Source organism: Enterococcus sp. DIV1298c (assembly GCF_017316315.1).
In the GTDB taxonomy this organism is placed as follows: Bacteria; Bacillota; Bacilli; order Lactobacillales; family Enterococcaceae; genus Enterococcus_B; species Enterococcus_B mangumiae.
Genome location: NZ_JAFLWG010000011.1, coordinates 116,773 through 130,845, shown reverse-complemented (window position 1 = coordinate 130,845; position 14,073 = coordinate 116,773). Strand labels below are relative to the sequence as shown.

Genomic DNA, 14,073 nt, shown 5'->3' with positions numbered 1-14,073 from the left:
TGATACGATCAATAAAAAATGTTCTTGTTGATTGGCGAATCAGTGTTCCTTCTTTTATTCTTTCATGCAGCAAGCTGTTTCCATTATAGTTGATTGATCTGACAGTAAGAAACTTAGTAGATATAAGTGGCTATTGTTAAAAACATCATCTAGTTAAAAGTTAGGGATACATGCTCAAAAATTCACGGTTTCAGCAACAAAAACAGTCTGTATATGGCAGGAAAAAACGCTAGCAATTCAAGTAGAACATGGAAACAGCGGCATCGTTCACGGAAAATAAAATGAAATATTCTGACTAAGTAAATTTCTCTTAGTCTAGAATCCTCTAACATGAAGGTTGGTAGAACACATGGAATATATAATGGATACATTTAGTAGCCATTACTTAACAAAAAAGCAAAGCGAAATGTTGAAGTTATTTACAGTTCTAGTAACAGAAAAATATTTATCATTAAATAAATTGAGCGTGGAATTAAACTTGACGATGTATCAAACGAAAATATTACTAGTTGAACTCGAAGAAAACTTCGAACAATTGGATTTCACATTTTCCTCTTTCTTTTTGCTAGAAAAAGGTACGATCGGTTTAATCGAAGGATTTAATCAGGAAGTATTGCTTCAAGTATTTGTCAATTTGAAGAAAAAATTTTTTAATGAATCACCTTATTTTCAATTGTTGCTGTATCTTTTGAAACATCGAAAAACTCGGGTAGTGGATATTTCTGATAAGTTGATGTTTAGTAAGTCTTATTGCTATAAATTGATCAGTCGGCTGAAAGACATTTTTCAGAAACAAAAAATCCCAATCACTATTCATAGTAACTTCGAATCAATTTCTTTGGAAGGAAACGAGAAGTCCATCAGAACGTATCATTATTTAGTACAAGTTATGGCATATAATGTTTTTGCGGATAGCCAGACAAGAGTAAACATTGATTTAGTGGGAGATGGCTATGGAAGTTTAAAAACAACTAAAGTGAAGCATGATATTCTTTTCTCGATACTTGAAAATGCAGTTTCTCGTGGGTATCTCGTGCAAGATTTAGAGAAAGAAGCGCTAGAGATATTCGATAATATGAAAGAGTTGTACGAAGATGATTCATTGACCAAACTAATACCAACTAGAAATATCGAAGATAGGGAAAAAGAAATTGCTTTCTTCTATTTTTGCAGACAACTTCTAATACCTGAAACGACAAGTAAGCGAGATAAAATATTTTTAGGTGAAAAATTCAAACGAATCAGTAGTAATGAGATCGTTGATTTTTCGATTGATGTCGTAGAAACGTTGTCAAATAAATATAATATAAAGCCTGAAGTTGAAAATGTGATTTTATATGAAAGTGTCATTAATAGTTGGGCATATAAAAATATTTATTTTGAAAATTTGAAAGGAATGGCCAATCAACATAGTCCTGACAGTAGAATCCAGGAAGTGAAGAATCTAGTATTAAAAATAGTTGAAAATAGGGATTTAAAAGTTGGCGATCGACAGATATTTGCGAATAAGTTAGCGTACATCTTATCTTATTATTTGCCTATCCAAAATAGCGAGACAGTGATCATCGCTATTTCAATGTTACACCATCCTGAATATGTACCAGTGATCCAAAATAAATTACTGACTATATTTAATAGGAAAATCATTAACTTTACTTCTACTATTGAGGGAGCTGACGTTCTAGTCTCTGATGGCATTTTGTTTCATGAAGAATCACAGGATTTTGCTTTCTTTAGGGATATCCATAATAAAAATCACTGGGACAATTTAAATACAGTTGTTCAAGCAAGGATCATTGCAAAACTAGGTTAACAGGTTCTGCTAGTTCTTGCGCTACTAGGAAAATAAATACTTGAATACAGGAATACTGGATAGAAGCTGAGAAATGTTAGCAAAATCCAGAATACTGTTCTTGGTAGATTGGATAGGAGCCATGATGATAAAAAACAGTTTAATAAAAAAATATGAGTTATTTCGCGTTTCTTCTATTATTCTCGTATTATTCATAGGATGTTTATTTTACATACAACCGGTTGATGCTTCCGAGGAAAATCCAGCATCGATTCTAGTAAATGTACAACCTAAAGAATACGAGATCAGCGATAGCTATATACAATTTAGTCCAGAACTTAATAAGAACTATGAATTTACAGCAACAATTACAAATATAGGCGACAAAGACTTAGACATTGCCGTCTTTCCATCGGTTGCATTATCTACGATGGGAAGTGTCACTTATGTGGAAAACAAAGAAAATCTTTTAGATAAAAATTATGACTTAGCCAAATATGTGAAGATAGCTACTGAGAATGGTGAACTTGAAGATGGAAAAATAAAAGTTGAAGCGAATCAAAGCGAAACGATCATAATTTCGCTCAATATCACTGAAGAACTTGATGGGGAAGTTTTAGGTGGGGTGAATTTCTCTCAAACTCTAAGTGAGCAAAGTAATGAAGATTCCGTAGATATCGTTCATGTTTATGAGAAAGTACTCCTGTTTCACCTTAAAATGAATGAACTAGATACTGAAAAGGAACAAACATATGATGAGTTTGAATTTGTAAACTCACAGGATGCTATAAAACTTGATTACTATGTACTTAATAATAATCCTACGGTGACTTTTGCGGAAAATGGACCATATAAAGTAATCAATCCAAACGGGGAGATCATTTCTGAAGGGGAAATTGAGACACGCGCAATTGCATTAACTCCAATGACTAAAACAAAGCTGAATCTGCCCTTAGTTAGTGATGCAGAATTGGTATCTGGGGAGTATCAATTCATCATAACTGTTGATGGCAAGGAGAAAATAACTAGATTTAGCTATACAAAAGAGGCACTTGAACAATTGATTGAACAAACAAACGGCTCGAATCATGTTGTTGTCAATCAAAGCAACAATATATGGGTGATTGGTTTATTAATCATTTTTTCTACTCTATTGATTGTCATAAGTGTAATACTTTATCTTAAATATAAGAAAACGAGAATCAACAGCTAAGGCTGCGATTCTCGTTTTTCGCTATTAGGCGAAAGGCCAAATTTATAAATGATCAATAATGTGAGAAAAGAAATTCCGGTTCCAGCAAAGCCAAAATACATATCAATGATATCCGGCGTGTTTATAAACCCGAGTACAGTTTCACATAGCGCATTTGCTACAAGTAAAAGTAAAGAAAAAATGATGATATAATTGAACTTTGCACCCATCAATAACCAAAAATAAGGAATCAAACCTAAAATCAAACTAATTGAAAAGTTTGAAATATGAAGATAAAAATCCGAATAAATCGAGGTGAAAATCGTTATATCCCAATGTTTTGATAAATACATAAAAGATCCAGCAGCAATCACCACAAGATACAAAATAGAAGTCCATAACTTGGGTAAAAATTTAAAAGCAAGTTGGTTCTTCATGACGAGTCACCTCCGAATGATGTTTGAGTAATGAATATAGTGAGTTTTCCTGTGTATTGTTAAAAAGAGGTGGTCAAGTTCATTATAGCCTATTTACTTTATTATGTAATATATCAAACAGTAAAGGTCACATCCATATCAAAAAAGACAATACCAAGACATGTCTGGTATCGTCTACAAAACGAACAATCATTTATTTTTTTTATTTTCCGAAATAAACAGAGGCTCTTCTAACTGATCATAATACTTTGGATTTAATTTTGTATCCCCGTTGACGTCGTTTTTTCGAACGACTGATAATAGCATCGGGCTAAAACCTAAAATTCCTAGAACAATAGAACCAACTACTAAACTTGTTTTTCTTAACATAATTGCCTCCCTCTGTAAAATGGTTCGACGAAATAAGCATTTCTTTATGATCGTATAAGACTAAAACCATCCGTATACGACCTATATGCTTCTTATCCAATAAATTTTAATTTTAATAGACAAAAATTACGTATAGTAATAATGAACGAAGCAGATAAGTAAATAGTAGTACAAGTAGCAAATACTATCAAGTATTGCTGTGCTGTCAGAACATACACAAGAAGTATCCGAAAATTTGAAGAGTAAGGAATGAGGGAATATTCAATTGGAAAAGAAGAAAAAATGGTTGCCTCCAGTAAGTGTAGGTATACTATTAGTTCTTTTGACAACGATAGGAATTATTAGAATAAGCGAACCTACAGAAAAAGAAAAACAGATAACCTTTTTAAAAGCACATGAAAAGGAGATGACGGAGTATATAAAAAATTATAGTTCGCAAGATGGGCAAATTACGTTTGATTGGGAGACAACAGCAGTAAATACAGGTATTGCATTTTCCAAACCTGTATTGATTGTCAAATTTGATATTAGCGACAGTTCAAAATTAGAGTATAACAATCGAGGTTATGTACTTAGGGTAAAAACTGATGTAAAAAAATTAAATAAAATAAGTGAATTGATGGTCTTAAATGACCCTATCTATTCTAATATTCAGGAGGATAGAGATGACTGATTTTGAAGAGAACTTTAATCCATATGTCGATATAGCGAAAGACGCGTATGTAGGACATCTAAAAAGATTTACATATGGATCAAAAAAATATACTCAAAAGATATTCTAATTTGAAAGAACTATGAATGAGGGGATAATCAATTGGGAAAGATAAAATGGTTGATTCCAATAAGTTTAGGTATATTATTCATGCTTGTCGCAACGATAGAAGTGAAGAAGATGAGCGAACCAACAGAAAGAGAAAAACAAGTAGCTTTTTTAAGGGCACATGAAGAAGAAATGACAAAGTATGTAAAATCTCAAAATGCAAAGATTCAAAGTGTTAAGTATGAATGGGATAGTGTAAAAGTTGATGATATAGGAAATGGGACACCTATGGGCGCTGGAAAATTATTGACCATTCATGGGGGATTTAATGATATCGTAGAGTCAAATTTCATACTAAGTTTTGGAGTGGATGATAAAAAAATGCCTGAACTTGATACTATCGGGCTATTAAGCTCTTTGTATGTAGGTGGGAGAATTTATGAGTAATTTAGAGAATTCCGACAAGATTTAAGCTAACTTAGCAGAAAGTTCTTATAGTAATTGTCCTAATTCTTTTAAAAGATATCAATAATAGTAAAGTCTACTTTACCCTAAAAACAGTCAAAACTTATAAAACAATATGAGTATCGAAAGTAAAGAAAGACATGAAATAAAAAGTTACGTGAAAGTACATACCAAAAATAGCCCCAAATAAAAATATTGCTGAATCAAAAAAGTCATTTCGAAAAAAAGTGAGATACGAAAAAATATCAATAGATAGTCAGAACATACACAAAAGATATTCATAATTGAAAGGATAGGGAGTGAGGTGATAAGCAATTGGAAAAGAAAAAATGGTTGATTCCAATAAGTATAGGTATGTTAGTCATGGTTTTGACAGTGATAGCAGTAAAAGAAATAAGTGAACCTACAGAAAAAGAAAAACAGATAAACTTTTTAAAAGCACATGAAAAGGAAATGACGGAGTATATTAATCAATCCGAAGGGGAAAAAGTAACAGCGATTAATTATGATTGGAATAATGTTAACCAAGTAGTTATCGGAAATGGTCTTCCTAGTGGAGCTGGCAAAAAAATTCAAATTTTTGGATTTGTAAATAATAAGCCATATATGGATTTCAGATTGGATATAGAATTGAATCAAAATAATATGCCTGATATGTCAACTTTACATTATGGACAACAAATAAATATTGAGGAACTTAATAGCTGATTTAGAGAATCAAGCTATATGCTGATTTTGCACAAGTACATACCAAAAAGAATCTCGGAAAAATATTGCTAAAATCAAAAACGCAGTTTTGTTAAAAAAATCCCTGATACAGATGAGAGTATTGATAGATTGACTGAACATATACGAAAACATATCCAAAACTTGGAAGATCGAGGAATGGGGAATAATCAATTGGGAAAGAAAAAATGGTTGATTCTAGTAAGTATAAGTATAGTAGCAATCCTTTTAGCAACGATAGGATTAAAGAAGATAAGCGAGCCAACAAAAAGAGAAAGACAAATAGTCTTTTTAAAATCCCAGGAAAAAGAAATGACAGAATTTGTAAAGCAGCAAAATGAAATCGTTAATAAAGTTGTGTTTGATTGGGATTCACTAGAGCAAGAGATAGTGGGGAATGGACTTCCGCAAGGTGCCGGTGAGGTTTTTATTATTCGAATACAAATTATTGATCAGAATAACAAGGAAATAAATTCATTTGGTTTCGCTATAAATCCAGATGATGTTAATAGGCCTAAGAAGATAGAAAAAATGTATACGATCAATGCTAACTATGATTACTATAGTTGCAGTTAGAGAAGGGAGAAAGCCTTGTGAGGAAAAAGAAGATAATTATTGTAGTTAGTTTGACTATTACCTTAGTTCTATTAGGCACGCTAGGAATGAAAAAAATAATGGAACCGACGGAAAAAGAAAAACAAATTGCTTTTTTAAAAGATGAAGAGAAATTGTCTAAGTATATAAAACAAGAAAGTCATTCAGAAATCGAAATCAAATATGATTGGAAATCTGTAGAACACAGTCAAAGTATGGCATTCTCAAGGCCAACCCTGGCAATCAAATTTGATGTTATTGATAAGAAAAAAAGTAGTGCAGAAAACTACTATAATAAAGGAAATACTTTAGTCATTGATGTAAATAATGAGTATTCTGCTATAAATGATATGTGGACTACGAATGATATTTTAGAATAAAGATCTTGAATGATGTAGATAAATGACTAATCTCAAAATCAATTTAAATGTTTATGTAATTTGATTTCAAAGACCGCACAAAGTAAAACTAAATAGTTTTGCTTATGAATCTTTGAAAAAAATGAGGGATAATCCATTGGGGAAAAAGAAAAAATGGCTGATTCTAGTAATCGTAAGTTTACTATTAGCCCTTTTTACAACAATAGATGTGAATAAAATGAATGAGCCAACAGAAAAAGAAAAACAGCTTGCTTTTTTGAAAGAACATGAAGAAGAATTAACCAAGTACATTATAGAGAAAAATTCACAAATCAATATAGCTATTATTAAATATGATTGGGAATCATTTAGGATAGAGGATAGCGGAGCTTTTACCCAAAAAATGTACATAGTTGATATTGAGTTATATGACATTGATAAAAATGAAATAGATGGTGGAGCAATTCAAGTTTTACCAAATAACTTAATAAAACCTACTAAGATAGAAGAGATAGCGACCGATAATTTTGAAGAAGCAATGGAAGAGTTAACTAGTGGTGAACTTAGATGATTCATAAAAATTTTTCCATTTTTACAAATGCAAAAGATAGTTATGAAAAACCTGTAAGCACAGTCTACTTTAACCCGATACTTATGTATGAAAGTAGTTAAAAATTGGAAGACCAAGGGATGAGGGATAATCAATTGGGAAAGAAGCAATGGTTGATTTCAGTAAGTATAGGTATATTATTAGTCATTTTAACAATGATAGGAGTGAATAAAATGAGCGAACCAACAGAAAAAGAAAGACAAATAACTTTTTTGAAAGAGCACGAGAAAAAAATTACAGCATATGTTATAGAAAGAAACGATTACGTAATTTTAAAAAATTATCAAATTAAAAATATTGAGTATGATTGGGAAACAGTTCGAGTTGTACAGGGCATGGCGTTTAGTCCTAAGTCCATAGCTGTCAATATCAGTCTTTTTGATGAAACAGATAAAAAGATTGATGGGTTTGAAATATATATTTATACTGATAATATTTCAAATCCTACTAAAATTAAAAGCTTTCAATAAGGTGAAATACAAATGAATATTAAATTTGGTATAGTCAGGGCATTTAATCGAACATCAAGAAGAAATGAGATCAAAAATATAACGTATGCTTGTAACTATTGATTACATAAAGATAAAAGTATAAAGGAGAAAAATATGTGGGGAAAAAGAAGAAAATTATTGTAGTAAGTTTAACTATCATCTTAATCCTTTTAGGCACGCTAGGAATGAAAAAAATAATAGAACCGACGGAAAAAGAAAAACAAATCGCTTTTTTGAAAGAACATGAAAAAGAAATGACCATATATGTAAAGTCACAAAATGATAAAATCATAAGCGTTCAATATATCTGGGAAAGTGTAGAAGTTATTATGATTGGAAATGGACTTCCTTTTGGGGCAGGAGAAGCACTCACAATTGAAGGAAAATTCAATCATATTCCTGACTCCAGTTTTTATTTACAATTCAGTCTTGAAAAAACAAATAGAATGCCAGTGATAGGAAGTATGACTGCTTTTAATTCTTTTAGAATTGGGGGGATGCTTTTGTGAGAAATTTAGAGAATTCAAATAATATTTATGTCAATTTAGCCAGAAGTAGCTACAATAGTCCACCTAATACTATTTAAAAAGATTGAAATAGTATGAATCAAGTGGAATTTGATTATTCTATTGAAGAGATTGATATAGGGATGTAACCGATGAGGAAGCAAAGTGACCATATAACGGTAAAATTTATCCTCCAACTGATGCTACCGTAAAAATAGTCAAAGAGTTAGGAGAAATACGTGTTTCAAAAGTAAACAGAGGAAATAAAGTACGTACTAATTAATGTTCTCGAATAATAGACAATGCTAAAATCGACAAAGTTGTTATGTTTTAAGGGCCTAATTAGGTGAAATATCGAAAGACTGTCAGAACATACACAAAAATTAGAAGATCAAGGAATGAGTGATAATCAAATGGTAAAGAAAAAATGGTTGATTTCAGTAAGTATAGGTGTATTATTAGTCCTTTTGACAACGATAGGAGTGAATAAAATGGGCGAACCAACAAAAAAAGAAAGACAAGTAGCTTTTTTAAAAGCACACGAGGAAGAAATGGTGGAATTTGTAAAAAAGCAAGATGAAAAAGTTAATAACGTTGTGTTTGATTGGAATTCACTAAAGCAAGAGATAGTGGGGAATGGACTTCCGCAAGGTGCTGGTGAGGTTATTATTATTCGAATACAAATTATTGATAAGGATAACAAAGAAATAAATTCATTTGGATTCGCTATAAATCCAGATAATATTAATAGGCCTAAGAAGATAGAAACAATGTATACAATTAACGCTAACTATAATTACTATGAAGGAGAATAGGTATGGTCAATTTAGAAAATCATAGTAACTTATATGCTAATTTAGCGCAAGCATCTTACGATGGTAGAAAAATACGATTTTCTTTTAGTTTAACAGAATGGGACAGAGAACAAATAAATAATTATAGACAGAATAATTTCGTTCCATTCAACTTCCCAAATGCAAAAGATGTTCATGGAAATGATTTAAGCACTGTCTACCTCCAACTCGATAACAGTGTAAAAACAGTCAAAGAGTTAGGAAACATACGAGTGCCGAAAGTAAATGGGGGCTATGAAGTGCAAAGCTATGTGAAAAACTCATATAAGCAAGGACTTTTGACGGATGAGAAAGCTGGCTTCAATGCTTATTATGTAACGGACACGCCTAAGCTATCTATAGAGACCAAACACACTTACTTTGTCACCAGAGGGAGTGATGGTATTTCTTCAAGTAACTTGAATCTCAATGACTGGTGGCATAATAATCAGGCGTTTACCACAAAAAATGCCTATATTCCGCAGGCAAAATTAGCAAATCAAGCCATGCACCAGAAGATAACGGAAATGGCTACAGAAGCACCCAATGCTACAATGGCTGTCACAGGTCATTCTTTGGGAACGATGGTATCGATTCAAGCTGTAGTGAATCTCCCTGAAAAAGATATTGCCAAAATCGACAAGGTTGTTTTGTTTCAAGGACCTGATGCACGTGAAAGTATTAATAAAATGTCTGAACAGGCACAAAAAAATATCCAAATGTTGGAAGAGCAAGGAAAAATCGACTATTATGTCAACGCTTTTGATATTGTTTCGATGTTAAATAGAAATAAGCCTGGGGTAGATGAGATTGGTAATGTCCGCTATTTATTACCTAAATCGTTTAACACCACATTTGATATGGAAGATAAAGACGGCTCGAGTCATGATTTTGGACAGTTTCAAATAAATCCTGATGGGACACTTAAAGAGGCGAATTTAAACGAACATGGTTACATTTTTGCTGCAGGTATAAAGGTTTCTCAATTGATCGATAAATATTTGAATCGTTTAGTAAAAGAAACACCAGAAGGCGGGTTATCTTTTACAGAAGTCATAAAACTGTTGCTATCTGGAGAATATAAAGATTTCGAAAAAGAATATGCCAAGATTATTGCAGAAGCAAAAGTTGCTGGTGAGTGGAATGAGACAGTCAACGAATTACATAAAAAAATTTCTAAATCTTCAGGTTCTAAAAAAATCACTTTACAGTCCGAACTAGTTCAGACTATCATCCAAAAGGCAAAAAATATAGGGGAAGAGTACGAGATGATCTTCAAAAATGCACAAAAAGAATTTGAAGATGAAATCAATGCAATAGCGAAAGAATTATTAGATGGTGCAGGAATGATTAGAAATTATTTGACTTATTGGGAAGTGCAAGACATGATTTCACCTTATGGAAAAAATAATTTATGGGACAGTGGACAAGCCTCATTAAATACGAATCAAGTGAAGCAATACAAAGAGAAGTTGGGAGAGTTTAGTAACAAAATGTCAGTAGTAGCAAATAATCTCTCAGAATACGACAGACATGCAGGAAATAATTTATTTAAAATCAAGTGAAAGGAGTTTAGCGATGGAAGATAGAGAATTACAAGAATTTCTAGAGAGACTTGGACAAGAACAAAAAGAACGGGAACGAGTAGCTATAAAAGCACTTATTCTTGCAAAAGAAAGTCGAATCAGCCAGACAAAGTTAACCTCGATCGAATCCTTAAAAGAAATATCAGAAGGAATGTATCAACAAACAAATAGTGTTTTACCGACTAATTTGAAAGGCGCGTTAGAAGGGGAAAGTGCGGTTGCAGCAGAACAGTATGTGAAGCAAATGAAACAGCCAACATTGATCACACCTGTGAAAAGGGGATAAAAAATGGAGACAGTTGAGAAACAACGGAAACTACAACATTTAGAAGAACAGTTCTACCAAAATAAACGTCAGATACACCGTCAGCAAGAAGAAATAGATAATCAGCTAGTAAATTTTAGGAAAGAAACTGGTCAATTGGTACAAAAAATCATATATTTAACGAAGAATGATCATTGGGATAGTCGACAGTTCTATCATCAAATGGAGACGATAGATCATGATCTCATACGTACAGCTCAAAATTATGCGCAACAATTAGATGAAAAAGAGCAGGAGTTAACGAGGTCATATCGAACAGAAAGAGAAAGAATTCAAGAAATAAATTACTAGAAAAAAGCTTCCATGTTTTTTCACAAATCGCTCTTCCTTATAGAAAGACGACTTTCTGGTACAATACGTGTAAGCACTTAAGTTCTAGGAGGAAAAAGATGAGCGAAGATGATGTGAAAGGACTAACCAATACAGGGTTACCATATGATGATATGGACTTAAAAGTTGTACAAGCAAGAAATCATGCGTTGAGACAATGTAGAAGATACAATTTTCTCGTGAATTCTGAAAATCATTACAAGTATATGATTTTGCGGGATCTGTTTGCTTCAATGGGTGAAAATGTCTATATTGAGTCGAATTTCCAATGTGAGTTTGGGTTCAATATTTCTATAGGAAACAATGTTTATCTCAACCATGACATGATCATTCTGGATTGCCATGAAGTGACGATTGGGAATGATGTTTATGTAGGGCCTAGAGTTGGTTTGTATGCAGCCAATCATGCAGAAGATCCGTTCGAACGCGCTGATCATGTCGTTTATGCGAAACCGATTCATATTGGAGATCGAGTTTGGTTGGGTGCGGGAGTGCATGTGTTGCAAGGTGTGTCGATCGGTGCAAATAGCATTATTGGCGCGGGAAGTGTCGTGACAAAAGACATACCAGAAAATGTGGTCGCTGCGGGGAATCCTTGTAAAGTTATTCGACCAATCAAGTACAAAGACCGAGAGAAGATGCTCAAAGACGAAGATAAAGCTTTATTGGTGGAATGATATCATAAGGCGTTTACGTTTTTCTATTCCAGTCAAACAGTATAGAAAGTTTTTGGATAAAAATAATACCCGAACGATAGCGAAGAGATTTCTGCTAGAATGCAGAGAAACTGTTCGATCGTTCGGGTATTTTATTTAACTGCCTGTGAGAAGCGTCATCTTGTAACTCATTGAATAAACGGTATTTAATAAGCAGTGTTTCTTGTTACTTAGCGTTAATCGTTTTTTTTAGCACTTCATCAACGAGTTCTTGATTTTGCCACTGCTTGATTAGGTAGTTTCAAGACGACAAGTGAAACGACAAGGACGGATAGCAAACGATCTAAATAATCTGTTGCTGCTTGAACGATGGTGACACTGGCTGCTTGGTTTAGCCCCAATCCGTAAAGAAGTTGAACGATGGTGCTCGAACCAGAAGAAGTGATACCACCAAATAATTGGATCGTGATAAGTGAAGCTAGAATGGTTCCAGGCGCTGAGATCACGAATGTCCATACGAATAATGAAAGTCGGCTTTTCAGTCCGTGCTCATGCAACTTCTTAGGTAAAATCAAACCTGCGAGCAATCCTGTGATGATTTGGATCGGTGAGTAATACAAAGAGAACATGTCCATTGTCACGCCACTAAGCAAACTACTACTCAATCCTGTCAAAACGCCAGGAATTGGTCCAAGTAAGGCACCGGCAAAAATCGTGCCGATCGAATCAAGATAAATAGGTAATCGGAGCCATAAAGCGATCGTCCCGCCGAGAAAGTTGATTCCGATACTTAATGCCATGATTGTGATCATTCTTGTTGTGATTTTCTTTTGTGTCATCTTCATTTCATCCCATCTTTAATCTTTCCAGATCTTTTTTTATCAATTCTTCTTGTGCATTTAAAAGAACGGCTAAAAACTTCCGGAAAAAAAGAGAGGTGTCAACATCTGTCATGATCAGACTATTTGGTTTTTTCTGCCAAAAATCGTGACGATCAACTAAGGTTTGACCACGACTGATGCCTTGTGTTTCCACAGCGGTATAACTAGTAAAACCTTGGCATAGTTGTTCATCAATGAAATAAGCAACTGCTAAAGGATCATTGATGACACAACCGAGGATGCGTTCTTGCTGCCAATGAAAGTCGTAATAAAAACGTGTGATTGCTTTTAAATAGTTTCCTTCTTGTGGCGCAAGTTGGCAACAGTATTCTAGGATCGTCGGCGTAAAGACGATTTCTCGTGTGACATCTAAGCCAACCATCTCGATCATTTGCCCTAGATGTTCAAAGACATAGGCAGCTGCATCAGGGTCACACCAGTAATTGTATTCTGCTACAGGTGAACAATTGCCGTGGCTTTTGTATGTCCCGCCCATTGAAACAAACCGATCCATCTGGTTTCCTATTCGTGGGTTCTTCTGTAAAGCAGAGGCGACATTTGTGAGTGGCCCTAACGCAATCAACGAAGTATCTTGTTTCTCAGCAAAATAATTCGCTAAAAAATCAACGGCATGGATCGTTTCAGCTTGTTTATCTGATACTAACGGGAAATTTGTTTCCCCAAGACCATCCATGCCGTGTGTATCTTGTGCGCTGATAAATGGTGTGTTTAGAGGGGTTGCTGAACCTTGGTAGACAGGGATGTCTAGTCGATCGCAGCGTTCTAAACAACGGATCACATTTTCTGTTCCCAAATGAACGGGAACATTTCCACAAACGGTGGTGATTGCGACAACTTCGATTTCTGGTGATTTTAATGCAAATAAGAGCGCTAATGTATCATCGATACCAGGATCGCAATCAATAATAACCTTTCGCATTATTTCCAATCTCCTTTCTATAGAGACACTTAGTTTTTTATCCTGGGAAGTTTCCGAACCAGTCCAAGGGGTCCACCCTTGATTCCAATGCACGGCATTAGTATACTTATTTTTAAGACGAATGTAAATGTTATGCAAATAATTAATCTTTTTTTCAGAAGATCTGTATGTGAGAAGAACGAAGAGAATCTTCTCCAAATGGATCGACATATAAAAAAACA

The 14,073-nt window shown here is 33.7% G+C and carries 19 protein-coding genes; 15 read left to right on the top strand and 4 right to left on the bottom strand.

Features of this window, described 5'->3' with window-relative positions; all coding sequences use genetic code 11:
- The first annotated feature begins 349 nt into the window (after window positions 1-349).
- Together JZO83_RS03175 and JZO83_RS03170 are read left to right on the top strand one after the other, a co-directional pair.
- Window positions 350-1,813 (top strand): helix-turn-helix domain-containing protein, encoded by a 1,464-nt coding sequence (locus JZO83_RS03175; RefSeq protein WP_207114961.1) that lies wholly within the window; start codon window positions 350-352, stop codon window positions 1,811-1,813.
- A gap of 73 nt (window positions 1,814-1,886) precedes the next feature.
- Window positions 1,887-3,005 (top strand): DUF916 domain-containing protein, encoded by a 1,119-nt coding sequence (locus tag JZO83_RS03170; protein ID WP_242542363.1) that lies wholly within the window; start codon window positions 1,887-1,889, stop codon window positions 3,003-3,005.
- On the opposite strand, the gene JZO83_RS03165 is transcribed toward JZO83_RS03170, so the two are convergent.
- On the bottom strand, window positions 3,002-3,421 hold the full coding sequence (locus JZO83_RS03165; RefSeq protein WP_206853554.1) for a hypothetical protein: 420 nt from the start codon (window positions 3,419-3,421) through the stop codon (window positions 3,002-3,004). The two genes, JZO83_RS03170 and JZO83_RS03165, sit on opposite strands and share 4 nt — an antisense overlap.
- A 189-nt stretch (window positions 3,422-3,610) precedes the next feature.
- Window positions 3,611-3,790, bottom strand: coding sequence for a hypothetical protein (locus JZO83_RS03160; protein WP_206853557.1), 180 nt, complete (start codon window positions 3,788-3,790; stop codon window positions 3,611-3,613).
- Window positions 3,791-4,055: 265 nt separating this feature from the next.
- Between JZO83_RS03160 and JZO83_RS03155 the strand changes: the two genes are divergently transcribed.
- From JZO83_RS03155 to JZO83_RS03095, 13 genes are all read left to right on the top strand, one after another.
- Window positions 4,056-4,463 (top strand): hypothetical protein, encoded by a 408-nt coding sequence (locus tag JZO83_RS03155; RefSeq protein WP_207114960.1) that lies wholly within the window; start codon window positions 4,056-4,058, stop codon window positions 4,461-4,463.
- Between the two features lie 141 nt (window positions 4,464-4,604).
- A complete protein-coding gene (locus JZO83_RS03150; protein ID WP_242542362.1) occupies window positions 4,605-4,997 on the top strand; it encodes a hypothetical protein in 393 nt (130 codons plus the stop codon).
- Window positions 4,998-5,330: 333 nt separating this feature from the next.
- Window positions 5,331-5,723 carry a hypothetical protein gene (locus tag JZO83_RS03145; protein WP_242542361.1) on the top strand — a complete coding sequence of 131 codons (393 nt, stop codon included), beginning with the start codon at window positions 5,331-5,333 and terminating at the stop codon, window positions 5,721-5,723.
- 177 nt (window positions 5,724-5,900) lie between these two features.
- Window positions 5,901-6,317 (top strand): hypothetical protein, encoded by a 417-nt coding sequence (locus tag JZO83_RS03140; protein ID WP_206853561.1) that lies wholly within the window; start codon window positions 5,901-5,903, stop codon window positions 6,315-6,317.
- Window positions 6,318-6,334: 17 nt separating this feature from the next.
- The gene (locus JZO83_RS03135) at window positions 6,335-6,715 is read left to right on the top strand and encodes a hypothetical protein (protein WP_206853563.1); all 381 of its coding nucleotides are present in this window, start codon (window positions 6,335-6,337) and stop codon (window positions 6,713-6,715) included.
- Between the two features lie 136 nt (window positions 6,716-6,851).
- A complete protein-coding gene (locus tag JZO83_RS03130; protein ID WP_229054059.1) occupies window positions 6,852-7,265 on the top strand; it encodes a hypothetical protein in 414 nt (137 codons plus the stop codon).
- A 212-nt stretch (window positions 7,266-7,477) separates the two neighbouring features.
- On the top strand, window positions 7,478-7,774 hold the full coding sequence (locus tag JZO83_RS03125; protein ID WP_242542359.1) for a hypothetical protein: 297 nt from the start codon (window positions 7,478-7,480) through the stop codon (window positions 7,772-7,774).
- A gap of 137 nt (window positions 7,775-7,911) precedes the next feature.
- The gene (locus tag JZO83_RS03120; protein ID WP_206853566.1) at window positions 7,912-8,304 is read left to right on the top strand and encodes a hypothetical protein; all 393 of its coding nucleotides are present in this window, start codon (window positions 7,912-7,914) and stop codon (window positions 8,302-8,304) included.
- A gap of 395 nt (window positions 8,305-8,699) precedes the next feature.
- Entirely contained in the window at window positions 8,700-9,116 is a 417-nt protein-coding gene (locus JZO83_RS03115; protein WP_242542358.1) for a hypothetical protein, read from the top strand.
- Between the two features lie 2 nt (window positions 9,117-9,118).
- Window positions 9,119-10,699: a cutinase family protein gene (locus JZO83_RS03110; RefSeq protein WP_207114958.1), complete on the top strand. Its 1,581-nt coding sequence runs from the start codon at window positions 9,119-9,121 to the stop codon at window positions 10,697-10,699.
- Window positions 10,700-10,712: 13 nt separating this feature from the next.
- Window positions 10,713-11,006 carry a hypothetical protein gene (locus tag JZO83_RS03105; protein WP_206853570.1) on the top strand — a complete coding sequence of 98 codons (294 nt, stop codon included), beginning with the start codon at window positions 10,713-10,715 and terminating at the stop codon, window positions 11,004-11,006.
- 3 nt (window positions 11,007-11,009) lie between these two features.
- Entirely contained in the window at window positions 11,010-11,336 is a 327-nt protein-coding gene (locus tag JZO83_RS03100) for a hypothetical protein (RefSeq protein WP_207114957.1), read from the top strand.
- Window positions 11,337-11,434: 98 nt separating this feature from the next.
- Window positions 11,435-12,052 (top strand): sugar O-acetyltransferase, encoded by a 618-nt coding sequence (locus JZO83_RS03095; protein WP_207114956.1) that lies wholly within the window; start codon window positions 11,435-11,437, stop codon window positions 12,050-12,052.
- 239 nt (window positions 12,053-12,291) lie between these two features.
- Here JZO83_RS03095 and JZO83_RS03090 read toward each other — a convergent pair whose 3' ends face one another.
- Entirely contained in the window at window positions 12,292-12,870 is a 579-nt protein-coding gene (locus JZO83_RS03090; RefSeq protein ID WP_206853749.1) for an ECF transporter S component, read from the bottom strand.
- Window positions 12,871-12,877: 7 nt separating this feature from the next.
- Window positions 12,878-13,852, bottom strand: coding sequence for a nucleoside hydrolase (locus JZO83_RS03085; protein ID WP_207114955.1), 975 nt, complete (start codon window positions 13,850-13,852; stop codon window positions 12,878-12,880).
- Window positions 13,853-14,073 lie beyond the last annotated feature (221 nt).

What these genes read in the sequence shown, in the direction of transcription:
- JZO83_RS03175 (WP_207114961.1), top strand. Translation starts at nt 350, where the DNA reads ATGGAATATATAATGGATACATTTAGTAGCCATTACTTAACAAAAAAG.
- JZO83_RS03170 (WP_242542363.1), top strand. Translation starts at nt 1,887, where the DNA reads ATGTTAGCAAAATCCAGAATACTGTTCTTGGTAGATTGGATAGGAGCC.
- JZO83_RS03165 (WP_206853554.1), bottom strand. Translation starts at nt 3,421, where the DNA reads ATGAAGAACCAACTTGCTTTTAAATTTTTACCCAAGTTATGGACTTCT.
- JZO83_RS03160 (WP_206853557.1), bottom strand. Translation starts at nt 3,790, where the DNA reads ATGTTAAGAAAAACAAGTTTAGTAGTTGGTTCTATTGTTCTAGGAATT.
- JZO83_RS03140 (WP_206853561.1), top strand. Translation starts at nt 5,901, where the DNA reads ATGGGGAATAATCAATTGGGAAAGAAAAAATGGTTGATTCTAGTAAGT.
- JZO83_RS03125 (WP_242542359.1), top strand. Translation starts at nt 7,478, where the DNA reads ATGAGCGAACCAACAGAAAAAGAAAGACAAATAACTTTTTTGAAAGAG.
- JZO83_RS03115 (WP_242542358.1), top strand. Translation starts at nt 8,700, where the DNA reads ATGAGTGATAATCAAATGGTAAAGAAAAAATGGTTGATTTCAGTAAGT.
- JZO83_RS03110 (WP_207114958.1), top strand. Translation starts at nt 9,119, where the DNA reads ATGGTCAATTTAGAAAATCATAGTAACTTATATGCTAATTTAGCGCAA.
- JZO83_RS03105 (WP_206853570.1), top strand. Translation starts at nt 10,713, where the DNA reads ATGGAAGATAGAGAATTACAAGAATTTCTAGAGAGACTTGGACAAGAA.
- JZO83_RS03100 (WP_207114957.1), top strand. Translation starts at nt 11,010, where the DNA reads ATGGAGACAGTTGAGAAACAACGGAAACTACAACATTTAGAAGAACAG.
- JZO83_RS03095 (WP_207114956.1), top strand. Translation starts at nt 11,435, where the DNA reads ATGAGCGAAGATGATGTGAAAGGACTAACCAATACAGGGTTACCATAT.
- JZO83_RS03090 (WP_206853749.1), bottom strand. Translation starts at nt 12,870, where the DNA reads ATGACACAAAAGAAAATCACAACAAGAATGATCACAATCATGGCATTA.
- JZO83_RS03085 (WP_207114955.1), bottom strand. Translation starts at nt 13,852, where the DNA reads ATGCGAAAGGTTATTATTGATTGCGATCCTGGTATCGATGATACATTA.